This is a genomic window from Streptomyces sp. NPDC001219 (assembly GCF_053597915.1).
This window is the reverse complement of the sequence record NZ_JBSFJF010000035.1, coordinates 44,872-71,016: the sequence shown is the minus strand read 5'-3', so window position 1 is coordinate 71,016 and position 26,145 is coordinate 44,872. Positions and strand designations below refer to the sequence as shown.

General features: G+C 70.7%; 27 protein-coding genes. 23 read left to right on the top strand and 4 right to left on the bottom strand.

Translation table 11 applies throughout. The features are described from left to right. Window positions 1-177: 177 nt before the first annotated feature. From ACWC9R_RS22355 to ACWC9R_RS22270, 18 genes are all read left to right on the top strand, one after another. Window positions 178-1,302, top strand: coding sequence for an LCP family protein (locus tag ACWC9R_RS22355; RefSeq protein WP_450733929.1), 1,125 nt, complete (start codon window positions 178-180; stop codon window positions 1,300-1,302). A 173-nt stretch (window positions 1,303-1,475) separates the two neighbouring features. Then, window positions 1,476-1,700, top strand: coding sequence for a 50S ribosomal protein L31 (gene rpmE / locus ACWC9R_RS22350; protein WP_262038828.1), 225 nt, complete (start codon window positions 1,476-1,478; stop codon window positions 1,698-1,700). Window positions 1,701-1,864: 164 nt separating this feature from the next. Further along, complete coding sequence (gene prfA, locus ACWC9R_RS22345) at window positions 1,865-2,944, top strand: peptide chain release factor 1 (RefSeq protein WP_450733927.1); 1,080 nt, start codon at window positions 1,865-1,867, stop codon at window positions 2,942-2,944. An 86-nt stretch (window positions 2,945-3,030) separates the two neighbouring features. Continuing rightward, window positions 3,031-3,876: a peptide chain release factor N(5)-glutamine methyltransferase gene (prmC, locus tag ACWC9R_RS22340; protein WP_450733925.1), complete on the top strand. Its 846-nt coding sequence runs from the start codon at window positions 3,031-3,033 to the stop codon at window positions 3,874-3,876. A 70-nt stretch (window positions 3,877-3,946) separates the two neighbouring features. Beyond that, window positions 3,947-4,594 (top strand): L-threonylcarbamoyladenylate synthase, encoded by a 648-nt coding sequence (locus tag ACWC9R_RS22335; RefSeq protein WP_398826690.1) that lies wholly within the window; start codon window positions 3,947-3,949, stop codon window positions 4,592-4,594. Then, the gene (locus ACWC9R_RS22330; protein ID WP_393362495.1) at window positions 4,591-5,268 is read left to right on the top strand and encodes an arsenate reductase/protein-tyrosine-phosphatase family protein; all 678 of its coding nucleotides are present in this window, start codon (window positions 4,591-4,593) and stop codon (window positions 5,266-5,268) included. Before ACWC9R_RS22335 ends, ACWC9R_RS22330 begins: the two co-directional genes overlap by 4 nt. A gap of 127 nt (window positions 5,269-5,395) precedes the next feature. After that, a complete protein-coding gene (locus ACWC9R_RS22325; protein ID WP_450733923.1) occupies window positions 5,396-6,787 on the top strand; it encodes a serine hydroxymethyltransferase in 1,392 nt (463 codons plus the stop codon). Window positions 6,788-6,886: 99 nt separating this feature from the next. Further along, window positions 6,887-8,242 (top strand): MraY family glycosyltransferase, encoded by a 1,356-nt coding sequence (locus ACWC9R_RS22320; protein WP_450733921.1) that lies wholly within the window; start codon window positions 6,887-6,889, stop codon window positions 8,240-8,242. A 290-nt stretch (window positions 8,243-8,532) separates the two neighbouring features. Beyond that, a complete protein-coding gene (locus tag ACWC9R_RS22315; RefSeq protein WP_450733919.1) occupies window positions 8,533-8,970 on the top strand; it encodes a hypothetical protein in 438 nt (145 codons plus the stop codon). Between the two features lie 279 nt (window positions 8,971-9,249). Further along, complete coding sequence (atpB, locus tag ACWC9R_RS22310; RefSeq protein ID WP_450733940.1) at window positions 9,250-10,044, top strand: F0F1 ATP synthase subunit A; 795 nt, start codon at window positions 9,250-9,252, stop codon at window positions 10,042-10,044. Window positions 10,045-10,121: 77 nt separating this feature from the next. Continuing rightward, a complete protein-coding gene (gene atpE / locus ACWC9R_RS22305) occupies window positions 10,122-10,382 on the top strand; it encodes an ATP synthase F0 subunit C (RefSeq protein WP_168481387.1) in 261 nt (86 codons plus the stop codon). A gap of 39 nt (window positions 10,383-10,421) precedes the next feature. Next, entirely contained in the window at window positions 10,422-10,988 is a 567-nt protein-coding gene (locus tag ACWC9R_RS22300; protein WP_393362485.1) for a F0F1 ATP synthase subunit B, read from the top strand. Beyond that, the gene (locus ACWC9R_RS22295) at window positions 10,985-11,800 is read left to right on the top strand and encodes a F0F1 ATP synthase subunit delta (protein WP_450733918.1); all 816 of its coding nucleotides are present in this window, start codon (window positions 10,985-10,987) and stop codon (window positions 11,798-11,800) included. The genes ACWC9R_RS22300 and ACWC9R_RS22295 overlap by 4 nt, the downstream gene beginning before the upstream one ends. A 214-nt stretch (window positions 11,801-12,014) precedes the next feature. Beyond that, window positions 12,015-13,607, top strand: coding sequence for a F0F1 ATP synthase subunit alpha (atpA, locus tag ACWC9R_RS22290; protein WP_450733917.1), 1,593 nt, complete (start codon window positions 12,015-12,017; stop codon window positions 13,605-13,607). 20 nt (window positions 13,608-13,627) lie between these two features. Beyond that, entirely contained in the window at window positions 13,628-14,551 is a 924-nt protein-coding gene (locus ACWC9R_RS22285; protein WP_450733915.1) for a F0F1 ATP synthase subunit gamma, read from the top strand. Beyond that, window positions 14,551-15,993 carry a F0F1 ATP synthase subunit beta gene (atpD, locus tag ACWC9R_RS22280; RefSeq protein ID WP_450733914.1) on the top strand — a complete coding sequence of 481 codons (1,443 nt, stop codon included), beginning with the start codon at window positions 14,551-14,553 and terminating at the stop codon, window positions 15,991-15,993. The genes ACWC9R_RS22285 and atpD overlap by 1 nt, the downstream gene beginning before the upstream one ends. A 108-nt stretch (window positions 15,994-16,101) precedes the next feature. After that, window positions 16,102-16,485, top strand: coding sequence for a F0F1 ATP synthase subunit epsilon (locus ACWC9R_RS22275; protein WP_018087383.1), 384 nt, complete (start codon window positions 16,102-16,104; stop codon window positions 16,483-16,485). A 148-nt stretch (window positions 16,486-16,633) separates the two neighbouring features. Continuing rightward, a complete protein-coding gene (locus tag ACWC9R_RS22270) occupies window positions 16,634-17,077 on the top strand; it encodes a DUF2550 domain-containing protein (protein ID WP_362611566.1) in 444 nt (147 codons plus the stop codon). A gap of 3 nt (window positions 17,078-17,080) precedes the next feature. Here the strand turns inward: ACWC9R_RS22270 and ACWC9R_RS22265 are convergent, their stop codons facing one another. Next, window positions 17,081-17,782, bottom strand: coding sequence for a response regulator (locus tag ACWC9R_RS22265; RefSeq protein ID WP_450733912.1), 702 nt, complete (start codon window positions 17,780-17,782; stop codon window positions 17,081-17,083). A gap of 344 nt (window positions 17,783-18,126) precedes the next feature. On the opposite strand from ACWC9R_RS22265, the gene ACWC9R_RS22260 reads away from it, so the two are divergent. Continuing rightward, window positions 18,127-18,723: a hypothetical protein gene (locus tag ACWC9R_RS22260; RefSeq protein ID WP_450733910.1), complete on the top strand. Its 597-nt coding sequence runs from the start codon at window positions 18,127-18,129 to the stop codon at window positions 18,721-18,723. Between the two features lie 18 nt (window positions 18,724-18,741). Here ACWC9R_RS22260 and ACWC9R_RS22255 read toward each other — a convergent pair whose 3' ends face one another. From ACWC9R_RS22255 to ACWC9R_RS22245, 3 genes are read right to left on the bottom strand one after another with little or no spacing between them, the layout of a single operon-like run. After that, entirely contained in the window at window positions 18,742-19,314 is a 573-nt protein-coding gene (locus tag ACWC9R_RS22255; RefSeq protein WP_450733908.1) for a cob(I)yrinic acid a,c-diamide adenosyltransferase, read from the bottom strand. A gap of 10 nt (window positions 19,315-19,324) precedes the next feature. Then, window positions 19,325-20,080, bottom strand: coding sequence for an ABC transporter permease (locus ACWC9R_RS22250; protein WP_450733906.1), 756 nt, complete (start codon window positions 20,078-20,080; stop codon window positions 19,325-19,327). A gap of 9 nt (window positions 20,081-20,089) precedes the next feature. After that, the gene (locus tag ACWC9R_RS22245; protein WP_450733904.1) at window positions 20,090-20,872 is read right to left on the bottom strand and encodes an ABC transporter ATP-binding protein; all 783 of its coding nucleotides are present in this window, start codon (window positions 20,870-20,872) and stop codon (window positions 20,090-20,092) included. An 80-nt stretch (window positions 20,873-20,952) separates the two neighbouring features. Here ACWC9R_RS22245 and ACWC9R_RS22240 point away from each other — a divergent pair, with 80 nt between their 5' ends. From ACWC9R_RS22240 to ACWC9R_RS22225, 4 genes are all read left to right on the top strand, one after another. Next, entirely contained in the window at window positions 20,953-21,594 is a 642-nt protein-coding gene (locus tag ACWC9R_RS22240; protein WP_450733902.1) for a TetR/AcrR family transcriptional regulator, read from the top strand. 212 nt (window positions 21,595-21,806) lie between these two features. Then, window positions 21,807-22,655 carry a 3-hydroxyacyl-CoA dehydrogenase family protein gene (locus ACWC9R_RS22235; RefSeq protein ID WP_450733901.1) on the top strand — a complete coding sequence of 283 codons (849 nt, stop codon included), beginning with the start codon at window positions 21,807-21,809 and terminating at the stop codon, window positions 22,653-22,655. A 147-nt stretch (window positions 22,656-22,802) separates the two neighbouring features. Further along, entirely contained in the window at window positions 22,803-23,126 is a 324-nt protein-coding gene (locus ACWC9R_RS22230) for an STAS domain-containing protein (RefSeq protein ID WP_362611584.1), read from the top strand. A gap of 375 nt (window positions 23,127-23,501) precedes the next feature. After that, window positions 23,502-26,081 (top strand): ATP-binding protein, encoded by a 2,580-nt coding sequence (locus ACWC9R_RS22225; RefSeq protein WP_450733900.1) that lies wholly within the window; start codon window positions 23,502-23,504, stop codon window positions 26,079-26,081. Window positions 26,082-26,145 lie beyond the last annotated feature (64 nt).

Below are 26,145 nucleotides of genomic sequence, written 5' to 3'. Positions count from 1 at the left end.
GAAGGCGAAGGTCCCGGGGTCGTCCGTCCGGCCGCCGCGGATTTCTAAGAAAGCGCTCATGACTCGCTGTGCAACCCTTCCCGTCGACCTCCCGTCTGACATGGAGCAAAAGGCCGTGGCAGCACACAGCACGGCGGCGGCGAGGGGCAGCCGAGCGAACCGAGGACTGAGGAGCAGATGGCGGACAGCAACGGGGCCGCGAAGACGGCCGAAAGCCGCGCCCGCGGCATACGTGCCACGGGCCGCCGGCGCAAGGGCCCGACCCGGCGCCGCCGGGCAGTGACCATCACCCTGTGCACGCTGACCAGCGCCGCACTGCTGGGTGGGGCCGGGCTCGGCTACGTCTACTTCAAGCTCAACGGCAATCTGAAGGGCGTCGACATCAACGCCGCCCTCGGACACGACCGCCCGAAGAACATCGACGACGGCTCGATGAACATCCTCGTGATGGGTTCCGACTCCCGCGCCGGCAAGAACGGCGAGTACGGCAAGGACGAGGGCGGCGCGCGTTCCGACACGGCGATGATCGTGCACGTCTACAAGGGCCACAAGAAGGCCAGCGTGGTCAGCGTCCCCCGGGACACCATGATCAAGCGCCCCGACTGCACCAAGGACGGCAAGGACGTCCCCGGCGCGCAGCGGGCGATGTTCAACACGGCGTTCGAGGTCGGCGGGCCGGCCTGCGCGGTCAAGACCGTCGAGTCGATCAGCGACGTCCGTATGGACCACTTCGTCGAGGTCGACTTCACCGGCTTCAAGAAGCTCATCGACGCGCTGGGCGGGGTGGACATCACCACCAGCAAGGCGATCGACGATGACCACAGCCATCTGCATCTGCGGCCCGGCAAGCACACCCTCAACGGCGAGCAGTCGCTCGGCCTCGTCCGGACCCGGCACGGCGTGCCCGGCGGAGACGGCAGCGACCTGGGCCGCATCCAGCTGCAGCAGGCGTTCATCAAGGCCCTGATGAACCAGGTCAAGAACGTCGGGGTGCTCACCAACCCCACCAAGCTCTACGACATCGCCGATACGGCCACCAAGGCCATCACCACCGACACCGAACTCAACTCGGTCAGTGAACTGACCGGCCTGGCCAAGGGCCTGGGCAACATCGGGTCGGAGAACATCGACATGGTGACGCTGCCGGTGACGTACGACCCGGCCAACCCGGACCGTGTGGTGCCGCTGATGAAGAAGAGCGAGCAGGTCTGGGACGCGCTGCGGGTGGACAAGGAGATCCCCAAGTCCGCGATCAAGGGCTCGGCCGGTGACAAGGGCGGCACGGACAAGTACGTGAAGTAGCCGGAAGGCGGGTTCCGGGGCCCGGCGGGCCCCGGAACGGTCCGGGGAATACTTGCGGACCTACCCCGGTTTTGGGAGATACGGCTAGTCCTGGCAGACTGGACCGTCGGCCCCGGTTCACGTGACGCAACCCGCGACACGACCCGGTGCACTCCCGAACCTAGGAGAATCCCTTGAAGCGCGACATCCACCCGGAGTACGTCGAGACCCAGGTCAGCTGCACCTGTGGCGCGTCCTTCACCACCCGTAGCACGGTCGCCAGCGGCTCGGTCCGCGCCGACGTCTGCTCCGAGTGCCACCCGTTCTACACGGGCAAGCAGAAGATCATGGACACGGGCGGCCGCGTGGCCCGCTTCGAGGCCCGCTTCGGCAAGGGCGCTGCAGCCGCCAAGAAGTAGCGACCCGCAAGGCGCCGGTCTCCGGTCGCCCCTGCTCAGGGGTGACCGGACCGGCGTTTTGTCGTCCTGGCCCTTGGCTCCCGTACGGGCGTCCCGGGCCCCGCGGCGCACCACCGGCGCCCCGGTCCCCCGGTCACCACAGCAGCCAGCAGAGGAACTCCACGATGTTCGAGGCGGTCGAAGAACTCATCGGCGAACACGCCGATCTCGAGAAGCGGCTGGCCGACCCCGCGGTCCACGCCGACCAGCGCGAGGCCATGCGGCTCAACAAGCGTTATGCCGAACTGAGCCCGATCATCGCGACGTACCGCGACTGGAAGCGGACCGGCGAGGACATCGAGACCGCGCGCGAACTCGCCGCGGACGACCCGGACTTCGCCGACGAGGTCAAGGAGCTCGACGCCCGGCGCGAGGAGCTGACCGAGAAGCTGCGGCTGCTGCTGGTCCCGCGCGACCCCAGCGACGACAAGGACGTCATCCTCGAGGTCAAGGCCGGAGAGGGCGGCGAGGAGTCCGCGCTGTTCGCCGGCGACCTGCTGCGGATGTATCTGCGCTACGCCGAGCGGGCCGGCTGGAAGACCGAGATCCTGGAGGCCAACGAGTCCGACCTCGGCGGCTACAAGGACGTCCAGGTCGCCGTGAAGACCAAGGGCGGAGGCGGCGCCACCGAGCCCGGACAGGGCGTCTGGGCGCGGCTGAAGTACGAGGGCGGGGTGCACCGCGTCCAGCGGGTGCCCGCCACCGAGTCGCAGGGCCGCATCCACACCTCGGCGGCCGGTGTGCTGGTCACGCCCGAGGCCGAGGAGGTCGAGGTCGAGATCGGCCCCAACGACCTGCGGATCGACGTCTACCGCTCGTCCGGCCCCGGCGGCCAGTCGGTCAACACCACCGACTCCGCGGTGCGCATCACCCACCTGCCCACCGGCATCGTCGTCTCCTGCCAGAACGAGAAGAGCCAGCTCCAGAACAAGGAGCAGGCGCTGCGCATCCTGCGCTCCCGGCTGCTGGCCGCCGCCCAGGAGGAGGCCGAGCGGGAGGCGTCGGACGCCCGGCGCAGCCAGGTCCGCACGGTTGACCGCTCCGAGCGCATCCGTACGTACAACTTCCCGGAAAACCGCATCTCCGACCACCGGGTCGGCTTCAAGGCGTACAACTTGGACCAGGTGCTCGACGGCGAACTCGACCCGGTCATCCAGGCCTGTGTCGACGCCGACTCGGCCGCCAAGCTCGCCGCCGCCCAGTAAGCCCGTACGACCCGGCCCCCGCCGGCCCCGGCCGCTCGACGGCGAACCCGCACCATGAAGACGCAGCGCACTAGGAGGAAGGCCCCGTGAACCTTCTGCTCGCCGAGGTGGCCCAGGCCACCCAGCGGCTGGCCGACGCCGGTGTGCCCTCGCCGCGCTTCGACGCCGAGGAGCTGGCCGCGTTCGTGCACGGCGTCAAACGGGGTGAGCTGCACCACGTCAAGGACGCGGACTTCGACGCCCGCTACTGGGAGGCCGTCGCCCGCCGCGAGGCCCGTGAGCCGCTCCAGCACATCACCGGCCGGGCGTTCTTCCGCTACCTCGAACTCGCCGTCGGGCCCGGGGTGTTCGTGCCCCGCCCGGAGACCGAGTCGGTGGTCGGCTGGGCGATAGACGCGGTACGGGCCATGGACGTCGTCGAGCCGCTGATCGTCGACCTGTGCACCGGCTCGGGGGCGATCGCCCTCGCCCTGGCCCAGGAGGTGCCCCGCTCGCGGGTGCACGCCGTGGAGCTGTCCGAACAGGCGCTGGACTACGCCCGTCAGAACGTCGAGGGGTCCCGCGTCGTTCTCCACCAGGGCGACGCGCTGACCGCGCTTCCCGAACTGGACGGACAGGTCGACCTGGTCGTCTCCAACCCGCCGTACATCCCGCTGACCGAGTGGGAGTACGTCGCCCCCGAGGCCCGCGACCACGACCCCGAGCTCGCGCTGTTCTCGGGCCAGGACGGCCTGGACACCATCCGGGGCATCGAGCGGACCGCACACCGTCTGCTGCGGCCCGGCGGTGTCGTCGTCATCGAGCATGCCGACACCCAGGGCGGGCAGGTGCCGTGGATCTTCACCGAGGAGCGGGGCTGGGCCGACGCGGCCGATCACCCGGACCTCAACAACAGGCCGCGTTTCGCCACCGCCCGCCGGGCGACGCCATGACGTGGCCCGCTTCGGCGCCTGACGCAGCCGATGCATACGAAGTATTCGTTTCGCACGAGGAGGTCCCGTAATGGCACGGCGATACGACTGCAGCGACGCGACCGACCGCACCACCGGTCTGCGCGAGGCCGCCTCGGCCGTCCGCCGCGGTGAGCTGGTCGTGCTGCCGACCGACACCGTCTACGGCATCGGCGCGGACGCCTTCAGCGCCGAGGCCGTCGGCGACCTGCTGGAGGCCAAGGGCCGCGGCCGCGGTATGCCCTCCCCGGTCCTCGTCGGGTCCCCCAACACCCTGCACGGCCTGGTCACCGACTTCTCCGAGCAGGCCTGGGAGCTGGTCGACGCCTTCTGGCCCGGCGCGCTCACCCTCGTCGCCAAGCACCAGCCGTCGCTGACCTGGGACCTGGGCGAGACCCGGGGCACGGTCGCCGTGCGGATGCCGCTGCACCCGGTCGCGATCGAGCTGCTCACCGAGTTCGGCCCGATGGCGGTCTCCAGCGCCAACCTCACCGGCCACCCGTCCCCGCAGGACTGCGACGCCGCACAGGAGATGCTGGGCGACTCGGTCTCCGTCTACCTGGACGGCGGGCCCACGCCCGCCGCCGTACCGTCCTCGATCGTCGATGTCACCGGCCGCACTCCGGTGCTGCTGCGCGAGGGCGCGATCAGCGCGGAGGAACTGCGCAAGGTGGTACCCGAGCTCGAGGTGGCCAATTGATGGCGCCCCTGGGGCGTGGCATAGCGGGACCAGGCGACGACAACCCGGTACCTCCGCCGTCCCCTTTTCGGATTCTCCACGTCAGCACCGGCAACGTGTGCCGCTCGCCGATCACCGAGCGGCTGCACCGCCATGCCCTGGAACTGCGGCTCGGCGCGGCACGCAGCGGCGGGCTGCTCGTGGAGAGCGCCGGGACATGGGGCCACGAGGGCGCCCCGATGGAGACGCACGCCGCCACCGTGCTCTCCGACTACGGCGCCGACCCGGCCGGTTTCCTCGGCCGTGAGCTGCTCGACGAGCACGTCATCCGCGCCGACCTGGTGCTCACCGCCACCCGCGACCACCGTGCCCAGGTCATCTCGATGGGCCACTCGGCGGGGCTGCGCACCTTCACGCTGAAGGAGTTCAACCGGCTGGTGCGGGCCATAGACCCGGCCACGCTGCCCGAGCCCGATCCCGGCCTGCCGGACGGCGGGCTGGTCGAGCGCGCCCGCGCGCTGGTCGGCGCCGCCGCCGCGCTGCGCGGCTGGCTGCTGGCACCCAACCCGGAGTCCGACGAGGTCTACGACCCCTACGGCGCCCCCATCACCTTCTTCCGCTCCATCGGCGACGAGATCAACCAGGCGCTCGACCCGGTCGTCACCGCCCTCACCGGGGTCCCGGCACGGGCCTAGAGCCCCGAGCCGCCGTCCGGGCCCCGGGGACGGCATCCGGGGCCCCCGAGCGGCCCGCACACCGCGCCCGATCGCACTGCCGCGCCTACATTGGGACTACGTCCCCGTACGAGGCCCGGAGCAAGCGATGCCTGCCACCACCGCGTCACCCCGTAGCGAGACCCCGGACACCCGTTCCCAGGCCACCGCGCCGGCCTCCGGTGCCGGGCGGGCCGAAACCGTCGAGGACCGGGCGCGGGCCGCCGCCCGTGAGGCCGGCACCCGGCCGGCCGGCTCCCCGGATTTCACCGCGCTGCTGCGCCAGGACCCGGAGATCGCCGGCGTACTGCTCGGGGAGAGCGCCCGGCAGAGCGACGGACTGCAGCTGATCGCCGCGGAGAACTTCACCTCACCGGCCGTCCTCGCCGCCCTCGGCTCCCCGCTGGGCAACAAATACGCCGAGGGCTATCCGGGCGCCCGGCACCACGGCGGCTGCGAGATCGTCGACCTCGCCGAGCGGATCGCGGTGGAACGCGCCAAGGCCCTCTTCGGCGCCGAACACGCCAACGTCCAGGCCCACTCCGGGTCTTCGGCCGTTCTGGCCGCCTACGCCGCCCTGCTGCGCCCCGGAGACACCGTCCTGGCCATGTCCCTCCCGCACGGCGGACACCTCACCCACGGCTCGCCCGCCAACTTCTCCGGCCGCTGGTTCGACTTCGCCGGCTACGGCGTCGACGAGGAGACCGGGCTCCTCGACTACGACGCGATCCGCGACCTGGCCCGCGCCCGCCGGCCCAAGGCCATCGTCTGCGGCTCGATCTCCTACCCCCGCCACCTCGACTACGCGGCCTTCCGTGACATCGCCGACGAGACCGGCGCCTACCTGATCGCGGATGTCGCCCACCCCCTGGGGCTGATCGCCGGGGGAGCGGCGCCCAGCCCCGTCCCGTACGCCGATGTGGTGTGCGGAACCACACACAAGGTGCTGCGCGGGCCGCGCGGCGGACTGATCCTGTGCGGCGCGAAGCTGGCCGAGCGGATCGACCGCGCGGTGTTCCCCTTCACCCAGGGGGGCGCACAGATGAACGCCGTCGCCGCCAAGGCCGTGGCCTTCGGAGAGGCCGCCACACCCGCCTTCGGCGCGTACGCCCATCAGGTCACGGCCAACGCCCGCGCGCTCGCCGAGGCGCTCGCCGGACACGGTCTGACGATCACCACCGGCGGTACCGACACCCATCTGATCACCGCCGACACCGCCCCGCTCGGCCTGGACGCCCGCACCGCACGGGGCCGGCTGGCCGCCGCCGGCATCGTGCTGGACACCTGCGCGCTGCCGTGCGCCGAGACCCCCGACGTCCTCGCCACCCGCCGCACCGGCATCCGGCTGGGCACCGCGGCGGTGACGACCCAGGGGATGGGCGAGGCCGAGATGAAGGCGGTCGCCGGGCTGATCGTGGACGCGCTGGCGGAGCACGGCGCGGTCCGCTCCCGCACCGCCGCTTTGGTCCACGGCTTTCCGCCTTATCCCGATCACGGATGACGGCGGGAACCATCCGCCGGCGCCAGGCGTCTCTCCCTGTATTCACGGCCAGGGGGCTGACCCGCATAGGGTGTGGGGCTGTGATGGCCAGCTATACCAATGGGGCAGCCCGTGCGTGAATACCTGCTGACGCTGTGCGTCACGGCCGCGGTGACCTACCTGCTGACCGGCCCGGTGCGGAAGTTCGCGATCGCGGCCGGGGCGATGCCGGAGATCCGCGCGCGTGACGTACACCGCGAGCCGACGCCACGACTCGGCGGCATCGCGATGTTCGGCGGGCTGTGCGCCGGCCTGCTGGTCGCCTCGCACCTGACCAACCTCAAGAGCGTCTTCGAGAGCTCCAACGAGCCACGGGCGCTGCTCTCCGGCGCCGCACTGATCTGGATTCTCGGCGTCCTGGACGACAAGTGGGGCGTGGACGCGCTGGTCAAGCTCGGCGGCCAGATGATCGCCGCGGGCGTGATGGTCCTTCAGGGCCTGACGATCCTCTGGATTCCGATCCCCGGCGTCGGCACGGTCTCCCTCACCCCGATGCAGGGCACCCTGCTGACCGTCGCACTCGTCGTGATCACCATCAACGCCGTCAACTTCGTGGACGGCCTGGACGGCCTCGCCTCCGGCATGGTGTGCATCGCGGCCGCGGCGTTCTTCATGTACGCGTACCGGATGTGGTTCGGCTACGGCATCGAGGCGGCCGCGCCCGCAACGCTGTTCTCGGTCGTTCTGATGGGCATGTGCCTCGGCTTCCTGCCGCACAACATGCACCCGGCGCGGATCTTCATGGGCGACTCGGGCTCGATGCTGATCGGCCTGGTCATGGCCGCGGGCGCGGTCTCGGTGACCGGCCAGGTCGACCCGGACCTGCTCAACCTGAAGGCGGGCGGCCTGCGTGAGGCGACCCACGCGATGGTGCCGGTCTACATCCCGCTGCTGCTGCCGCTGACGGTCATCGCGGTGCCGGTCGCCGACCTGATCCTGGCCATCGTGCGCCGTACGTGGAAGGGCCAGTCGCCGTTCGCCGCCGACCGCGGCCATCTGCACCACCGGCTGCTGGAGATCGGGCACTCGCACAGCCGGGCCGTGCTGATCATGTACTTCTGGTCGGCGCTGATCGCCTTCGGCGCGGTCGCCTACTCCGCGAACAACGCCAGCATGTGGATCGTGCTCGGCATCGTCCTGCTGAGCGCGGTGGGCCTGGTGCTGCTCCTGCTGCCGCGCTTCACGCCGCGGGCGCCCCTCTGGGCGGAGTGGATGGTGCCGCCGCGCTACCGCCGGGTCGCTCCCGCCGCGGCGACGGCCACGACGGCGGACGCCTCGGCCGCGGGGACGGACGACGAGCGCGACGGGGAGCCCGAGGAGGAGCGCGAGCCGGTCCCCGCGGGCCTCCACGGCGCCACCGCGATCGGGGACCGCTCACGCTTCGTGGGACGCCGTAAGGCGGACAGTCACCGCTGATCCAGAGGTTCGATCGCCCGAACGTGCAGCAGGAATCGGGATGGTTGACCCCATACCAGACATAAGGCGGCCCGTCAGTGCACCAACGCGCACGTTCACGCTCAGGTGTGACAGGGTCCACACGAACCAGGTAAAGACCTCATCAAATAGTTTGTGATACCGTTCACGAAACCCGGCGTACAGAGCCGAAGGGCCGTAGTGCGACTGTCCTTGGGCCGCAGGTTCCACCTCAGGCCGGGTCTACGCTCGTCCATGACGACACACCCCACATCTTTTGCCGGAGCGCCGCCATGCAGTCGAATGACGCCCGACTACTCCTTCACGCCGTTGTGCCCACCCTTGCCATCGGCGCTGTCGCCGTTGCCGTGAGCGGTGTCGTCGCGGGTGTGCCGGGAGCGCTCGGCGCCGTCATCGGCACCGCGCTGGTGGTGCTCGTCATGGGGGCCGGCCTCGTGGTGCTGCAGAAGACCGCGAAGAACCACCCGCAGTTGTTCCAGATGATGGGCCTGCTGCTGTACACGGTGCAGATCCTCTTCGTGGCGGTCTTCCTGATCGCGTTCAAGAACACCACGCTCTTCGACACCAAGGCATTTGCGTTCACCCTGCTCGGCGCCACCCTCGTGTGGATCGCGGCACAGACCCGCGGTCACATGAAGGCGAAGATTCTGTACGTGGAACCCGACTCCGCCGAATCGAAGAAGGCGGAGACGGCGGGGTCGCCGACGTGACACGTAGGGCCGAGATAAATGCCCTCTTGCGGGCCTGCTATCGTCCGGTGCCAACTGCGGCACAGTTGGCGCAGGCGGCTGAGCTCCCGAGTTCCACTCGATGGAACGGGCGGTTCTCGCGGCCGATGCCTGTGATGTGGCAGGGCCCAGCGCCCGCCCGCCGCCCCCTAATCCGTAAGACCAGTCCAGTGCCGCTCCGTGGCTCAACGCCGCGCCGACACAACGAGGTTGCCGTACCCATGCGCCACGCTGAAGGAGCTCGCGGTGAGTGCTGAAACGATGCTCGCCTTCGAGACCGACTGCCACATCTTTTCCGGCTGTGGCTTCGAGGCCCCGGGCCTTCATTCGTTCGTCTTCAAGCCCCTGTTCACCGTCGGCGGCTACGAGTTCAACAAGCCGATGCTGCTGGCGTTCCTCAGCACGATCGTCGTGGTGTGGTTCTTCTGGGCCGCATTCGGCCGGGCCAAGGTGGTCCCGGGCAAGCTGCAGATGATCGGCGAGGCGGGCTACGACTTCGTGCGCCGCGGGCTCGTCTATGACGCGCTGGGGAAGAAGGAGGGCGACAAGTACGTCCCCTTCATGGTCTCGCTGTTCTTCTTCGTGTGGATCATGAACATCTGGTCCATCATCCCGGTCATGGCGTTCCCGGTGACGTCGGTCATCGCCTTCCCGATGGGCCTGGCCCTGGTGGTCTACGTCCTCTGGCTGAGCCTGACGTTCAAGAAGCAGGGCTTCGTCGGCGGCCTGAAGAACATCACGGGTTACGACAAGTCGCTCGGCTGGGTGCTGCCGCTGATCATGGTGCTTGAGCTGCTCCAGCACCTGATCATCCGCCCGTTCACGCACGCGGTCCGACTGTTCGCGAACATGTTCGCCGGTCACCTGCTGATCCTGCTGTTCACCCTTGCCAGCTGGTACCTGCTGAACGGCATCGGCATCGTCTACGCGAGCGCATCCTTCGTGATGACCATCGTGATGACCGCCTTCGAGCTCTTCATCCAGGCCGTCCAGGCGTATGTCTTCGTCCTCCTGGCCTGCAACTACGTCCAGGGCGCGCTCGCCGAGCACCACTGAGCACCCTCGCCTCCCAGCCCAACAGCTGTCCGGTGGCCAACCCCCATCGGTCCGTGAAATGAGAAGGAAGTAACGGCATGTCCGCTGCTCTCGAAATGGTCAACCTCGCCGCCGGCTCCGCCAGGACCAACGTCGTCGGCAACGTCGCCTCCATCGGTTACGGCCTCGCCGCGATCGGCCCCGGCGTCGGCGTCGGCATCATCTTCGGTAACGGCACCCAGGCCCTGGCCCGTCAGCCCGAGGCTGCCGGCCTGATCCGCACCAACCAGATCATGGGTTTCGCCTTCTGTGAGGCGCTCGCCCTGATCGGCATCGTCATGGGCTTCGTTTACCAGTAAACGAACCATCGACTATCCATTCAGACGGAAGGCACTGATGTGAACGCCCTGGTGAACATGGCGGCGGAGGTTCCCGAGAACCCCCTGGTCCCGCCGATTCCAGAGCTGGTCATCGGCCTGATCGCTTTCTTCATCGTCTTCGGCATTCTGGCCAAGAAGCTCCTCCCGAACATCAACAAGGTTCTGGACGAGCGCAGGAAGCTCATCGAAGGCCGGATGGACGACGCCGAGGCGACTCAGGCCGAGGCTCAGCAGGTGCTCGCGGACTACCGGGCACAGCTGGCCGACGCCCGCCACGAGGCCGCGCGTCTGCGCCAGGAGGCGCAGGAGCAGGGCGCGACGCTCATCGCTGAGATGCGCGCCGAGGGCCAGCGGCAGCGTGAGGAGATCATCGCTGCCGGTCACGCCCAGATCGAGGCGGACCGGAAGCAGGCCGCGCAGTCGCTGCGCCAGGACGTGGGCAAGCTCGCCGTCGACCTGGCCGGCAAGCTCGTCGGGGAGTCCCTCGAGGACCACGCCCGGCAGAGCCGGACCATCGACCGCTTCCTCGACGACGTCGAGGCCAAGGCGGCGTCGGACGCGACGAAGGCTGAGGCCGGACGATGAACGGAGCGAGCCGCGAGGCACTCGCCTCCGCACGCGAGCAGTTCAACGCGCTGACGGACGACACCTCCGTCGACGCCGCGAAGCTCGCCGAGGAGCTGGCTGCCGTCACCGCTCTGCTCGACCGCGAGGTGTCGCTGCGTCGGGTCCTGACCGACCCGGCGCAGGCCGCCGAGGCGCGCGCCGAACTGGTCGGACGCCTGCTGGGCAGCAAGGTGGGCGGCCCGGCCGCCGACCTGGTGTCCGGCATGGTCCGGGCCCGCTGGTCGGGTTCGCGTGACCTGACGGACGCGCTCGAGGAGCTGGCCTACAGCGCCGACCTGGTCGCCGCACAGCGGGCCGGCCAGCTCGACGACGTCGAGGACGAGCTCTTCCGGTTCGGCCGGATCGTCGGCTCCAACGGCGAGCTGCGCGGTGCGCTGACCGACCGGAACGCGACGGTCGCGGCCAAGACGGAGCTGCTGCGTGCGCTGCTGGGCGGCCGGGCCAACCCGGTCACCGAGCGCATCGTGATCCGTCTTGTCGTACAGCCGCGGGGCCGTAGCCTGGAAGCGGGGCTCGACGCCCTCTCCAAGCTGGCGGCGAGCCGCCGGGACCGGATGGTCGCGGTCGTCACCTCCGCGGTGCCCCTCAGTGAAGGGCAGCGGCAGCGCCTGGGCGCTTCCCTGGCGCAGCTGTACGGACGGCAGGTCCACCTGAACCTCGACGTGGACCCCGAGGTCCTCGGCGGAGTCCAGGTCCGGATCGGCGACGAGGTCATCAACGGGACCATCGCGGCACGCCTCGAAGAGGCGGACCGGCGGATGGCCGGCTGACCCAGCCACACCAACTCAAGAGCTGCACAACCGGCGGCCACGCCGGACCAGCCGGCCGGACCACGAGGTCCGGCTGCGGTCCGGAGGAAGTCCCGGGGACCAGCACAAGCATGACGGCGGCCCGAGTTGGGCCGTAAGCGGAAACCCCCCGGGGGACAGACCCCCGGACACCCGCAAGTAACTTCGGGCCCAACAAGGAGAGCAGGGAACCCAGATGGCGGAGCTCACGATCCGGCCGGAGGAGATCCGGGACGCGCTGGAGAACTTCGTCCAGGCGTACAAGCCGGACGCGGCCTCGCGCGAGGAGGTCGGCACGGTAAGCGAGGCCGGAGACGGCATCGCGAAGGTCGAGGGCCTTCCCTCGGCGATGGCGAACGAGCTGCTGAAGTTCGAGGACGGCACGCTCGGTCTTGCGCTGAACCTGGAAGAGCGCGAGATCGGTGCGGTGGTCCTCGGTGAGTTCAGCGGCATCGAGGAGGGCCAGCCGGTGCAGCGCACCGGTGAGGTGCTCTCGGTCGCCGTGGGCGAGGGCTACCTCGGCCGCGTCGTCGACCCGCTGGGCAACCCGATCGACGGCCTCGGCGAGATCGAGTCCGAGGGCCGCCGCGCCCTGGAGCTGCAGGCTCCGGGCGTCATGGTCCGTAAGTCGGTCCACGAGCCCATGGAGACCGGCTACAAGGCCGTCGACTCCATGGTGCCGATCGGCCGTGGCCAGCGTCAGCTGATCATTGGTGACCGCCAGACCGGCAAGACCGCCCTGGCCGTTGACACGATCATCAACCAGCGCGACAACTGGCGCTCGGGCGACCCGAAGAAGCAGGTCCGCTGCATCTACGTCGCCGTCGGCCAGAAGGGCTCCACCATCGCGTCCGTGCGCGGCGCGCTGGAGGAGGCCGGTGCCCTGGAGTACACCACCATCGTCGCCGCCCCGGCGTCCGACCCGGCGGGCTTCAAGTACCTGGCGCCCTACACCGGCTCGGCCATCGGCCAGCACTGGATGTACGACGGCAAGCACGTCCTGATCATCTTCGACGACCTCTCGAAGCAGGCCGACGCCTACCGCGCCGTGTCCCTGCTGCTGCGCCGTCCGCCGGGCCGTGAGGCCTACCCGGGCGACGTCTTCTACCTGCACTCGCGTCTGCTGGAGCGCTGCGCCAAGCTCTCCGACGAGATGGGCGCCGGCTCGATGACCGGCCTCCCGATCGTCGAGACCAAGGCGAACGACGTGTCGGCGTTCATTCCGACCAACGTCATCTCCATCACCGACGGCCAGTGCTTCCTGGAGTCGGACCTGTTCAACGCGGGCCAGCGCCCGGCGCTGAACGTCGGTATCTCGGTCTCCCGTGTCGGTGGCTCCGCCCAGCACAAGGCCATGAAGCAGGTCTCCGGCCGCCTCCGTGTGGACCTCGCCCAGTACCGCGAGCTGGAGGCGTTCGCCGCCTTCGGTTCCGACCTGGACGCGGCCTCCAAGGCGCAGCTGGAGCGCGGCAAGCGGATGACCGAGCTGCTCAAGCAGGGTCAGTACGCCCCGTACTCCACCGAGGACCAGGTCATCTCCATCTGGGCCGGCACCAACGGCAAGATGGACGACGTGCCGGTCGAGGACATCCGCCGCTTCGAGCGGGAGCTCCTCGACCACCTGCACCGGGAGAAGAAGGACCTCCTGACCAGCATCGTCGAGGGCGGCAAGATGTCCGACGACACCATCGGCGCGATCTCCGAGGCCGTCGAAGGCTTCAAGCGGCAGTTCGAGACCTCGGACGGCAAGCTGCTCGGCGAGGACGCCCCGGCCGGCACCAGCAAGTGACGACGGAAGGGACCTGATCCATGGGAGCCAAGCTCCGGGTCTACAAGCGTCGCATCCGCTCCGTCACCGCGACCAAGAAGATCACCAAGGCGATGGAGATGATCGCCGCCTCGCGCGTCGTCAAGGCGCAGCGCCAGGTGGCGGCGTCGACGCCGTACGCGAGTGAACTGACCCGCGCGGTGACAGCGGTTGCCACGGGCTCGAACACCCAGCACCCGCTGACGACGGAGGCGGAGCAGCCCTCGCGGGCCGCGGTGCTGCTCATCACGAGCGACCGCGGTCTGGCCGGCGGCTACTCCTCCAACGTCCTCAAGGCCGGCGAGCTGCTCACCGAGCGGCTCAAGGCCGAGGGCAAGGAGGTCGACGCCTACATCGTCGGGCGCAAGGGTGTGTCGTACTACAGCTTCCGCGAGCGCAAGGTCGTGGAGTCGTGGACCGGTTTCACCGACAACCCGACGTACGCGGACGCCAAGGCGATCGCCGCACCGCTGATCGACGCTGTCCAGCAGGACACCGCCGAGGGCGGGGTGGACGAACTCCACATCGTCACCACCGAGTTCGTCTCGATGATGACGCAGACCGCGATCGACGACCGGCTGCTGCCGCTCAGCCTCGACAAGACGGTGGCGGAGTCGGAGGAGACGGCCAAGGGCGAGATCCTTCCGCTGTTCGACTTCGAGCCGTCGGCCGAGGACGTCCTCGACGCCCTGCTTCCGCGGTACGTCGAGTCGCGGATCTACAACGCACTCCTGCAGGCCGCCGCCTCCAAGCACGCCGCCACGCGTCGTGCGATGAAGTCGGCGACCGACAACGCAGAAGAGCTCATCAAGTCGCTCTCGCGGCTTGCCAACGCGGCCCGACAGGCCGAAATCACCCAGGAAATCAGCGAGATCGTCGGTGGCGCCAGCGCCCTGGCCGACGCGACCGCGGGGAGTGACAAGTAATGACGACCACTGTTGAGACGGCCGCCGCCACGGGCCGCGTCGCCCGGGTCATCGGCCCGGTCGTCGACGTGGAGTTCCCCGTCGACGCGATGCCGGAGATCTACAACGCGCTGACCGTCGAGGTCTCCGACCCGGCCGAGGCCGGGGCCAGGAAGATCCTGACCCTCGAGGTCGCCCAGCACCTGGGCGAGGGCCTGGTCCGTGCGATCTCGATGCAGCCCACCGACGGTCTGGTCCGCCAGGCCGCGGTGACCGACACCGGCGCCGGGATCACCGTCCCGGTCGGCGACGTCACCAAGGGCAAGGTGTTCAACACCCTCGGCGAGATCCTGAACGTGGACCCGTCCACGGTCGAGGTCACCGAGCGCTGGCCCATCCACCGCAAGGCCCCGACCTTCGACCAGCTCGAGTCCAAGACCGAGATGTTCGAGACCGGCGTCAAGGTCATCGACCTGCTGACCCCGTACGTCAAGGGCGGCAAGATCGGTCTGTTCGGTGGTGCCGGTGTCGGCAAGACCGTTCTGATCCAGGAAATGATCTACCGCGTGGCCAACAACCACGACGGTGTGTCGGTGTTCGCCGGTGTCGGTGAGCGCACCCGTGAGGGCAACGACCTCATCGAGGAGATGACGGAGTCCGGCGTCATCGACAAGACCGCGCTGGTCTTCGGTCAGATGGACGAGCCCCCGGGCACCCGTCTCCGCGTCGCCCTGGCCGGTCTGACCATGGCGGAGTACTTCCGCGATGTGCAGAAGCAGGACGTGCTCTTCTTCATCGACAACATCTTCCGGTACACCCAGGCGGGTTCCGAGGTGTCGACCCTGCTCGGCCGTATGCCCTCCGCGGTGGGTTACCAGCCGAACCTGGCCGACGAGATGGGTCTCCTCCAGGAGCGCATCACCTCGACCCGTGGTCACTCGATCACCTCGATGCAGGCGATCTACGTCCCCGCGGACGACCTGACCGACCCGGCGCCGGCCACCACCTTCGCCCACCTGGACGCGACCACCGTTCTGTCGCGCCCGATCTCGGAGAAGGGCATCTACCCGGCGGTCGACCCGCTGGACTCGACGTCCCGCATCCTGGACCCCCGCTACATCACGCAGGAGCACTACGACTGCGCCTCGCGCGTCAAGACGATCCTGCAGAAGTACAAGGACCTCCAGGACATCATCGCGATTCTGGGTATCGACGAGCTCGGCGAGGAGGACAAGCTCACCGTCCACCGCGCCCGTCGTATCGAGCGGTTCCTGTCGCAGAACACCCACGTGGCGAAGCAGTTCACCGGTGTCGACGGCTCGGACGTCTCGCTCGACGAGTCGATCACCGCGTTCAACGCGATCGCGGACGGCGACTACGACCACTTCCCCGAGCAGGCGTTCTTCATGTGCGGTGGCATCGAGGACCTGAAGGCCAATGCCAAGGAGCTGGGCGTCTCCTGACCCCGGCACCGGTCCCGGGGGCGGCCCTGGCCGCCCCCGGCCCGTACGACCACTAGTATTTGACCCAACATCTGCCGAGCCAGGCAGGTGGAGACCCGAGGAGCCATCGTGGCTGAGCTGCACGTCGAGTTGGTCGCCGCGGACCGTCAGGTCTGGTCCGGCGAGGCCAGCCTGGTCGTCGCGCGCACCTCGTCGGGCGACATCGGCGTCATGCCCGGACACCAGCCGCTGCTCGGCGTGCTGCAGTCGGGCCCGGTGACGATTCGTACGACCGGCGAGAGCGGGGACGGCACCGTCGTCGCCGCGGTGCACGGCGGCTTCATCTCCTTCGCCGACAACAAGCTGTCTCTGCTCGCGGAGATCGCCGAGCTGTCGGACGAGATCGATGTCCAGCGCGCGGAGCGGGCCCTGGAGCGAGCGAAGTCGGACGCTGACGCGGCCGCCGAGCGTCGCGCCGATGTCCGGCTGCGTGCGGTGACGGGCGTTCACTGAGCCCCGCCACCGGCGAGATCGAACCTCAGCCGCGGGCTGCCCGGACGTGTCCGGAGCGGCCCGCGGCTGAGGCAATGCAGGTGCGTTTCCGTCCCTCGCGCTCGACCGGCGTGGGGGGACCCCCATCGAGGCGAGGAGGTCGGTCGAGATGTTCCTCGCTCTGCTTGTGAGCGGCATCGTCGTGCTGCTGGTGCTGCTGGGGTTGTTCGTCTTCGGGCTGCGGCGGCGGCTCATCCAGCGGTCCGGCGGCACCTTCGACTGCAGTCTGCGCTGGAACGTCGCGGAGAGCGAAGCCGGCGGCAAGGGCTGGATCTACGGCGTGTCCCGCTACAACGGAGACCGGATCGAGTGGTTCCGGGTGTTCTCGTACGGGCCCCGGCCCCGCCACATCCTGGAGCGCTCCGCCATCGAGGTCCTGGAGCGCCGCACTCCCCAGGGGGAGGAGGAGCTGGCACTGCTCTCCGACTCCCTCGTACTGGCCTGCCGGCACCGTGGCACCCGCCTGGAACTGGCGATGAGCGAGGACGCGCTGACCGGCTTCCTCGCCTGGCTGGAGGCGGCACCGCCCGGCCAGCGCGTCAATGTCGCGTGAAACCTAGGGCCTGTCCGCGGGCCCGTCCACGCCCAACTCCTGTGCCAGTACGGCCGCCTGCACCCGGCTGCGCAGATCCAGCTTGGCCAGCAGCCGGCTGACATGGGTCTTCACGGTGGCCTCCGCCATCGCCAGCCGTAGCGCGATGTCGGCGTTCGACAGCCCCCGCCCCAGACATCCCAGCACCTCCCGCTCGCGCGGGGTCAGCGGGTCCAGGACCGCCCGGTCCGGTCCAGGACCGTCCCGCCCCGGGCGTTCCGCGGTCCGCGGGCTGGCGAACTCCGCGATCAGCCGCCGGGTCACCGCCGGTGCGATCAGCCCCTCACCGGACGCCACCGTGCGCACCGCGGTGAGCAGGTCGGCCGCGTCGCTGTCCTTGAGCAGAAAGCCGGCGGCGCCCGCCCGCAGCGCCCCGAAGACGTACTCGTCCAGGTCGAAGGTGGTCAGCACCAGCACGTCCGCCAGCCGCTCGGAGACCACCTGGCGGGTGGCGGAGACCCCGTCGAGGCGGGGCATCTGGATGTCCATCAGGACGAGGGCGGGGCGCAGCTCGCGGGCGAGACGGACCGCCTCCGCGCCGTCCTCCGCCTCGCCGACGACCTCGATGTCCGGGGCGGAGCGCAGGATGAGCACCAGACCGGCCCGTACGGAGGACTGGTCCTCGGCGACGAGAACCCGGATCGGCTGAGCGGCGTCGGCTGTCATGGTCCTGCTTCCTCCCCGGCGGCGGGTCACGCCGCCGTGCGGATCGCGGCGGGCTCCGTGCCCCTCCGGACGTCCCCGGGCCCCGTAACGGCCCGCGCGGACGGCGTATTTCGGCCAGACCTTGCCACGCCGTCGGCGGACCGCGGCGGGACGAGGGGGCCGACGGTCATCCCACCATCCAACACGGCGCCGGGGCCCGCCGCCTCCCCGTCCGGGCCCTCCCCGTACAGCGCGCGCTACATCGAAAGATGCAGTCCCGGATCGTCACGGGTGACGAGGTACCGGCCGGGGGCCGCTGGAAGGCTGGAGTGGTCGGTTCGAGGGTGTCTGAAAGGGGGAGAGCCGTGCTCGTCGCGTTGATCGTCGCCTGCGAAGTCGGCTTCTGGGTACTGCTGGCGGTCGGTCTGTCGCTGCGTTACCTGGCGCGGATGCCGCGCGCCGGAGCGGCGGTGCTGCTGATGGAGCCGCTGCTGGAACTGATCCTGCTGATCGTCACGGCGGTCGACCTGAAGAACGGGGCGCCGGCGGACGGGAAACACGGCCTGGCCGCCGTCTACATCGGCTTCACGGTCGGCTACGGCCACTACACGATCCGGTGGGTCGACGGGCATGCCGCGCACCGCCTCGGGGGCGGGCCGCCGCCGGTCAAGCCGCCGCGCCAGGGGCTCGCCCGCGCCCGGCACGAGGGGAAGCTGTGGGTGCGCACGGTGGTGATGGCCGCGGTCGCCGCGGGACTGCTGCAACTCGCGGTCTGGTACGTCGGTGACGGTGGCGACACCCGGTCGCTGTACGAGTGGCAGCTGACCGCCCTGCGGATCGTCGGCCTCCACGGACTGATCGCGCTGAGCTATCTCGTCTGGCAGAAGAAGGACAAGGAGGCCCCGGGCCGGACCGCCGTCAACGGGGAGGCGGCCCGGCCGACGGAGAAGACCCTCGGCTAGCGCCGGCCCGGCCCCCGGTCAGCGCTCCCCGCCCGGTACCCACAGCACGTCCCCGACTTCCTTGTTGGCCGTACGGGCGAGGATGAACAGGAGGTCGGAGAGGCGGTTGAGGTAGGTGGCGGTGAGCGGGTTCATGGTCTCGCCGTGCTCCTCGAAGGCCGCCCAGGTGGCGCGCTCGGCGCGGCGGACGACGGTGCACGCCTGGTGCAGCAGCGCGGCGCCGGCCGTGCCGCCGGGCAGGATGAAGCTGCGCAGCTTCTCCAGCTCCGCCAGGAAGCGGTCGCAGTCCGCCTCCAGCTTGTCGACATAGCCCTGCTCGACGCGCAGCGGCGGGAACTCCGGGTTCTCCACCACCGGTGTCGACAGGTCGGCGCCGACGTCGAACAGGTCGTTCTGCACCCGCAGCAGCACCGCGGCGACGTCCTCGGGCAGGGAGCCGAGCGCCAGGGCCACGCCGATCGCGGCATTGGCCTCATTGGCGTCCGCGTACGCCGCGATCCGCGAATCGGTCTTGGCGGTGCGGCTCATGTCGCCGAGGGCGGTGGTGCCCTTGTCGCCGGTACGGGTGTAGATGCGCGTCAGATTCACCATACGGGCGAGCCTACGCCGCCGACCTGCGGAAGGCCCGGGTGCCGAAGGTCACGGAGAGCGCGGCGAAGGCGACCGCCACCAGCACGCCGTAGAGCATGGCCGAGGACGCGTAGGCGCCGACGAAGCCCGCCCGCACCGCGTCCACGAGATAGCGGAACGGCATGAAGTGCGAGAGCACGTCGAGCCACTTGGGCCCCAGCGCCATCGGCAGCATCAGCCCGGACAGCAGCATCGAGGGCAGGGTGACGGAGTTGATCACCGGCCCGAACTCCTGCGGGGTGCGGACCTTCAGCGCGAGGGCGTACGACAGCGAGGCCAGTGACACGGTCAGCACGGCGGTGAACGCGAAGCCGATGAGCACGCCGGGCAGGGGCGCGCGCAGCCCCATCACCAGCGCGGCCAGCACCAGCAGCACCGCCTGGAAGACGAACAGCGCGGCGTCCCGCAGCACCCGCCCCAGCAGCAGCGCCAGCCGGCTCACCGGGGTCACCCGCATCCGTTCCACGACCCCGTACTGCTTCTCGACGATGATGCCGAAGCCGCAGAACGAGGCGCCGAACAGCGCGAGTTGGAGCAGCAGGCCGGGCACCAGCACCTGCCAGGAGCTGCCGGACGAGGACAGCGGCAGATCGGTCAGCAGCGGACCGAAGAAGAGCAGGTAGAGCAGCGGCATCAGCACGCCGAAGAGCATCTGGAGCCGGGAGCGCAGCGTCTGGCGGGCGTACCGCCCGAAGACCAGCGCGGTGTCGGAGAGCAGCGCGGACAAGGAGAGCTCCTAGAGGGCGACGGGGGCCTGGTCCCGGGATATGGGGCCGGTGCCGGTGATGGCGAGGAAGGTGTCCTGGAGGGAGGCGTCGGGGGACCCGGCGTGGGCGCGCTTGAGCGCCTCAGGGGTGCCCTCCGCGACGACCACGCCCTTGTCGACGATCACCAGCCGGTCGGCCAGCGCATCGGCCTCGTCGAGGTAGTGGGTGGTCAGGAAGACGGTGGTGCCCTGCTCCGCGCGGATGCGGCGCACCAGCTCCCACAGGTCGGCGCGGCTGCCCGGGTCGAGCCCGGTGGTGGGCTCGTCGAGGAACAGCACCTGAGGGCGGTGGGTCAGCCCCATCGCGAGGTCCAGCCGCCGCCGCTGGCCGCCGGAGAGCGTGGCGGTCCGGCGGTCGAGCAGCTCCTCCAGACCCAGGCCGGCGGCCAACTCCTCGGTACGGGCGTGGGCTTCGGCCTTGCCGAGGCGGTAGAGGCGGGCCTGGGTGACCAGCTCCTCCCGTACCGAGACATGCGGGTCGACGCCGCCGGACTGGGCGACGTAGCCGGTGGCGCGGCGTACGCCCACCGGGTCGCGGACGAGGTCGCAGCCGGCCACGGTCGCGGTGCCGCCGGTGGGCGCCAGCAGGGTCGTGAGCATCCGCAGGGTGGTGGTCTTCCCGGCGCCGTTGGGGCCGAGGAAGCCGAGGATCTCACCGCGCTCGGCGACGAGATCGATACCGCGGACCGCCTCGACGGCGCCGCGCTTGGTGGTGAAGGTCCGGGCGAGTCCGGACGCGCTGAGGACTGGCATGGCCACAGAAAAACAGAGGGACTGAAAAATTGCAACGTCCCCAAAATTGCACCGTGCCCATCGAGGGGTAGGGTGAGGGCATGGCAGAGGGGCTCAGGGAGCGGAAGAAGCGGCAGACCCGCCAGCACATCTCGGACGTGGCCACCGGCCTCTTCCTGGCGCGCGGCTTCGACGCGGTGACCGTCGCGGAGATCGCCGAGGCGGCCGAGGTCTCCGTCAACACCGTCTACAACTACTTCCCGGCCAAGGAGGACCTCTTCTTCGACCGGAGCAAGGGCATCGTGGACCGCCTCGCCCGCTTCGTGCGGGGCCGGGCGGTGGGGGAGTCCGCGGCCGCCGCCGTCCTGCGGGAACTGCGCGACGAGGCCGAGGCGGTCTCGCCGCGGGTCGGGCTCATCGAGGGGTACGACCGGTTCATGCGGGTGGTGCACGGGGCGTCGGCCCTCAAGGCGCGCCTCTGGTACATGCAGCAGGAGACCCACGCCAACCTGGAGGAAACCCTCCGGGAGGAGACCGGGGCCGCGGCCGGCGACCCGCTGCCCGGCCTGATGGCGGGCCAGATCGGCTGGGTGCACCAGAGTCTGATGGGCTGGATCGCGCACGAGATGATCGAGGGCCGCAAGCCCGTCGAGGTCTCCCGGGAGGCTCTGGTCCTGCTCGACGAGATGGAAGAGCTGCTGGGCGAGAAGGTCCTCAACTACGCCGTGCGGGCGGCCGGCTGACGGCGGACTGTCCGGTTCGTTCCCCGCGGGCGTGCCCCGTTGGTGTGATGTCCGTCATGGGCTGAAGGCGCCCGGGGCGCGAAGGGCCTCGTTGCGGGGCGTTGGCGGGATGACGGGCGGGCGTGACGCGCATCTCTAACCCTCCAAAGGATCGCTCACGACCGCTAACGTCACCCAAGACCGTCAAATGCACAGGGTGTGAGGGGACAGCAGTGGCAAAGAAGCTCGCCGTCATCGGCGCCGGACTCATGGGGTCCGGCATCGCGCAGGTCTCGGCCCAGGCGGGCTGGGACGTGGTCCTCCGCGATGTGACGGACGAGGCGCTGGCCCGTGGGAAGGGCGGCATCGAGGCCTCGTACGAGAAGTTCGTCGCCAAGGGCAAGCTGGCGGCGTCCGACGCCGAGCAGGCGCTGGCCCGCATCACCACCTCGACCGACCTGGAGGCCGCCGCCGACGCCGACATCGTCGTCGAGGCCGTCTTCGAGCGGATCGACGTCAAGCGGGAGATCTTCCAGACGCTGGACAAGCTGGTCAAGGACGAGGCGGTGCTGGCCTCCAACACCTCCGCCATCCCGATCACCAAGATCGCCGCGGCCACCTCCCGCCCCGAGCGGGTCGTCGGTACGCACTTCTTCTCGCCGGTGCCGATGATGCAGCTCTGCGAGCTGGTCCGCGGTTACAAGACCAGCGACGAAACCCTCGCCACCGCCCGGCAGTTCGCGGAGTCGGTCGGCAAGACCTGCGTCGTCGTCAACCGCGACGTGGCCGGCTTCGTCACCACCCGCCTGATCTCGGCGCTGGTCGTCGAGGCCGCCAAGCTCTACGAATCGGGCGTGGCCAGCGCCGAGGACATCGACACCGCCTGCAAGTTGGGCTTCGGCCACGCGATGGGACCGCTGGCCACCGCCGACCTGACGGGCATCGACATCCTGATGCACGCCACCGACAACATCTACACCGAGTCCCAGGACGAGAAGTTCGCGCCGCCGGAGATCATGCGTCGGATGGTCGATGCGGGCGATATCGGACGCAAGAGTGGGCAGGGCTTCTACGAGCACTGATGCCGCGTCAGGCCCATTGGCCTGATGGCCTCACCCCATGGGGTGAATTCGGTATCGGTTCGCTTACAGGCGGCAACTTCGCCGCGCGAGAGGCAGTCAGATCTGTAGACGTCCAGGCATCACCACCCATGACACCGGGGAGCGCATATGCACATCAGGGGCGACCACGCCGAGCTGGTCGTCGGGGGCCGCCTTGACGTCCGCAGCGCGGCGGACGCCCGGACGGCCCTGCACACCGCCGTCGACTCCGGCCGGGGCGATCTCGTGCTCGACCTGAGCGAACTGGACTCCTGGGACGCCACCGGCCTCGGCGTGATCATGGGCGCGCACCGCCGCGCCGGCCGCGTCAACCGCAGGCTGGTGCTGCGCGGAGTGCCGCCCCAGATGCAGCGCCTGCTGGTCGCCACGCGCCTGCACCGCATCCTCGCGATCGAGGGCGGCATCGAAGCGGAATCGGTTCCCCGGGTGTGAGACACGGGCGGTGCGCCGCCCGGTGCTCTCGCGGACGCCCGGGGAGCGATCCGGCTCGCAGGCAAAGCGTGCCGAAGAAGGCAGAGCCGGACCACGGAAATGTCGTAAACCGCGCGATATCGCGCAATCCCGGAAGTTCCGGTCAGGACCCGCCCCCGGCGGTGCATCGGCCCGCAGTCCAGGTCTAAGGTTCGGTTCCCGCCCGTATGCCATCATCCGCGGCGGGAACCGGACCGGACGCGACGGCTGAGGGTGACCTGCCGGAGCCGGGGGAGTGCGGACGGCCGGAAGCGCAGCCGGCACGCCGCGCTGCCTCCTGGGCCGAGGACGCCGGGCGGGGGCGAAGCGGAACGAAAGTATCTGGGAGCTTGCAGCATGGACCCGACCACTCACCCGGGGCCCGAGGAGTACGGCGAGCAGGGCGGCCCCGCCGCATCGCCGGCCCCCGCGTTCGGCGGCACGCAGAGCGGCTCCCAGCGGCTCGCCCGTGTCGTCCGGCTCGTCTCGGGCCGCTACCTCGTCACCGTCAACCCCGTCGACGGCAGCGAGATAGAGCCCTGCCCGCCCGGTGAGCGCCCCGCGGCGCCCGGCCGACGCGCCGCGGCCGACCGTGCCGCCGTCGACCGCGCCGCGGCACCCCCGCTGCCGCCGGGACCGCCCGGATTCGACGGGCACGAGACCGTACTCGAAGAGCGCACCGAGGACACCGAACGCCTGGTCCGGCTGCTCTCCCGGGGCCGTTCCGTCCGCGTCACCGGCCCCTCCGGCTCCGGCCGCACCCGGCTGCTGGACGCCGTCGCCACCGCCTGCGCCGACCTCGCCCCCGACGGCGTGGTCCGGCTCTCCGGCTACCACCGCACCTCCACCGACCTGCTGTACGCGCTGTTCGACAGCGTCTACCGGGCCCCGCAGCACCGCCCCGACCGGCCCGACATGCTGCGCATGATCGCCGAGATCGGCGCGATCGTCGTCCTGGACGACCTGGAGTTCGGCGGCGCCGCGCTCGACGAGCTGCTCGACGCCACCCCCGAATGCGCCTTCCTGATCGCCGCGACCCCCGACGTCGCCGCCCCCAGCGCCGCCTCGCACCTCGAAGAGGTCTTCCTCGGCGGTATCGGCCGCGGAGCCTGCGGCCGGCTGCTGGAGCGCGCCGTGGACCGACCGCTCACCGACGACGAGGAGGCCTGGGCCGCCGACCTCTGGTTCGAGTCCGAGGGCCTGCCGCTGCGGTTCGTCCAGGCCGCCGCCCTGCTGCGGCAGTACGACCGGCTGCGGGCCGGACCGGGCGCCCTCGACGACGGCTACGGCCTCTTCCCCGAGGACGGGACGGAGCCCGCCGCCCCGGCCGCCGAGTCCGACGGGCTGGCCGAGCCCGCGGACGTGCCGCTGCCGTCCCTCGGTGAGGCCGCCGCGCCCGCCCCGCTGCTCGCCTCACGGCTGACCGAGGCCGCCCGGGAGACCCTGCGCTTCGCGGTCGCGCTCGGCGGCGAGCTGCCGCACCAGGCGCATCTGCCGGCCCTCACCCAGGACACCCACGCCGACGCCGCCCTCGGCGAGCTGCTGGCCTGCGGTCTGATCACCCCGGCCGGCGGCCACTACCGGCTCGCCGCCACGGTCCAGGACCAGCTGACGGCGGCCGGCTACGCGGACGGCGCCGCCGCCCGTGCGCACACCGCCGCCCAGCACTACGCCTGGTGGGCCGGGCACCCCTCGGTGACCCCCGAGCGGGCCGCCGCCGAGGCCGATGTGGCGCTGGCCGCGATGGGCGCCCTGACCGGCAGCAGGGAGAGCGGGCACGCCAGCGCGGCCGTGCTGCTCGCCCGTACGGCCGCCCCGGCCTTCGCCGCGGCCCTGCACTGGAGCGCCTGGGAGCGCACCCTGCGGCACGGCCAGGAGGCCGCCCGGCGCGCCGGTGAGGTCGCCGAGGAGGCGTACTTCCACCACGAGCTGGGCGTGCTGGCCCTGTGCACCGGCAGCCTCGACCGGGCGCGCGCCGAACTGGAGGCGTCCATCGGGCTGCGCGGGGCGCTCTCCGACCGCAACGGTGCGGTGGCCGGCCGGCGCGCCCTGGCGCTCGTCACCGACCGCACACGGGCCGACTCAGCGGCGGCGCCCACCACCGCCCTGCCGACCGCCACACCGCGCCAGGGCGCCGCCAAGGCCACCGCGGCCACGCCGTTCGACAGCCTGGCCGCGAAGCTGCAGAAGCCGGGTGCCGAGCGGACCGCGGCGACGCCGGCCGTCCGTACGGCCGCGGCGGCCACCACCACGGTCACCCCGGCGGTGGCCGGCGGTTCCGAGGCGGGCAAGGGCAGCCGGCGCGGGTTCGGCGGAGCACGGCGCAACGCCGTGGCCGCGGGCGCCGGTGCCCTGCTGGCGGCCGTCCTCGGCACCCTCGTCACCATCGGGGCGACGGGGGGCAGCCACCAGCCCGACGACAAGGTCAGTACGGAACAGACCACGGACGACAGCGACAGCACCGACCTGCCGGCCGAACAGCCCGCCACGGACACCGGCCTGCCGCCCACCGGCTCCGACACGTCCCGCCCCGGCACCGCCGGCCGGCCGGACCGCCCGTCGCCCTCGGCGAGCGAACCCACCGCCAGCGGCTCGCCCAGCGACCCCGCCACCGGGCCGACGGACCCGACGGCCCGCCCGACGGAGCCGACCGAGCGGCCCACCACCCCCACCGGCCGCCCGACCCGGCCCACGCAGCCGCCTACGGACGAGCCGACCGGGACGCCGTCGGAGGAGCCGACCGGCCCCTCGCCGAGTGGTTCGACATCCACCGAGCCGACGGGCAAGCCGTCCACCGAGAGCCCCTCGCAGTCCGCCTCCGGCCCCTCGGCGAGCGGCACCTCCGGGAGCGGCACGTCCGGGACCACCCCCTCCGGCGGCACCCCGTCGGACGGGACGGCCACCTCCTCCGGTACGCAGAGCGCGCCGGCCTCCTGACGGCCCGCGGGACGCACCCGGCACAGAACAGCGCAACGGCCCGGCGATCGACCGGGCCGTTGCG

What these genes read in the sequence shown, in the direction of transcription:
- ACWC9R_RS22320 (WP_450733921.1), top strand. Translation starts at nt 6,887, where the DNA reads ATGGGGCAGCCCGTGCGTGAATACCTGCTGACGCTGTGCGTCACGGCC.
- ACWC9R_RS22245 (WP_450733904.1), bottom strand. Translation starts at nt 20,872, where the DNA reads ATGCCAGTCCTCAGCGCGTCCGGACTCGCCCGGACCTTCACCACCAAG.
- ACWC9R_RS22325 (WP_450733923.1), top strand. Translation starts at nt 5,396, where the DNA reads ATGCCTGCCACCACCGCGTCACCCCGTAGCGAGACCCCGGACACCCGT.
- ACWC9R_RS22265 (WP_450733912.1), bottom strand. Translation starts at nt 17,782, where the DNA reads ATGACAGCCGACGCCGCTCAGCCGATCCGGGTTCTCGTCGCCGAGGAC.
- ACWC9R_RS22240 (WP_450733902.1), top strand. Translation starts at nt 20,953, where the DNA reads ATGGCAGAGGGGCTCAGGGAGCGGAAGAAGCGGCAGACCCGCCAGCAC.
- ACWC9R_RS22335 (WP_398826690.1), top strand. Translation starts at nt 3,947, where the DNA reads ATGGCACGGCGATACGACTGCAGCGACGCGACCGACCGCACCACCGGT.
- atpD (WP_450733914.1), top strand. Translation starts at nt 14,551, where the DNA reads ATGACGACCACTGTTGAGACGGCCGCCGCCACGGGCCGCGTCGCCCGG.
- ACWC9R_RS22230 (WP_362611584.1), top strand. Translation starts at nt 22,803, where the DNA reads ATGCACATCAGGGGCGACCACGCCGAGCTGGTCGTCGGGGGCCGCCTT.
- ACWC9R_RS22355 (WP_450733929.1), top strand. Translation starts at nt 178, where the DNA reads ATGGCGGACAGCAACGGGGCCGCGAAGACGGCCGAAAGCCGCGCCCGC.
- prfA (WP_450733927.1), top strand. Translation starts at nt 1,865, where the DNA reads ATGTTCGAGGCGGTCGAAGAACTCATCGGCGAACACGCCGATCTCGAG.
- ACWC9R_RS22295 (WP_450733918.1), top strand. Translation starts at nt 10,985, where the DNA reads ATGAACGGAGCGAGCCGCGAGGCACTCGCCTCCGCACGCGAGCAGTTC.
- atpB (WP_450733940.1), top strand. Translation starts at nt 9,250, where the DNA reads ATGCTCGCCTTCGAGACCGACTGCCACATCTTTTCCGGCTGTGGCTTC.
- ACWC9R_RS22285 (WP_450733915.1), top strand. Translation starts at nt 13,628, where the DNA reads ATGGGAGCCAAGCTCCGGGTCTACAAGCGTCGCATCCGCTCCGTCACC.
- ACWC9R_RS22315 (WP_450733919.1), top strand. Translation starts at nt 8,533, where the DNA reads ATGCAGTCGAATGACGCCCGACTACTCCTTCACGCCGTTGTGCCCACC.
- ACWC9R_RS22270 (WP_362611566.1), top strand. Translation starts at nt 16,634, where the DNA reads ATGTTCCTCGCTCTGCTTGTGAGCGGCATCGTCGTGCTGCTGGTGCTG.
- atpA (WP_450733917.1), top strand. Translation starts at nt 12,015, where the DNA reads ATGGCGGAGCTCACGATCCGGCCGGAGGAGATCCGGGACGCGCTGGAG.
- ACWC9R_RS22225 (WP_450733900.1), top strand. Translation starts at nt 23,502, where the DNA reads ATGGACCCGACCACTCACCCGGGGCCCGAGGAGTACGGCGAGCAGGGC.
- atpE (WP_168481387.1), top strand. Translation starts at nt 10,122, where the DNA reads ATGTCCGCTGCTCTCGAAATGGTCAACCTCGCCGCCGGCTCCGCCAGG.
- ACWC9R_RS22255 (WP_450733908.1), bottom strand. Translation starts at nt 19,314, where the DNA reads ATGGTGAATCTGACGCGCATCTACACCCGTACCGGCGACAAGGGCACC.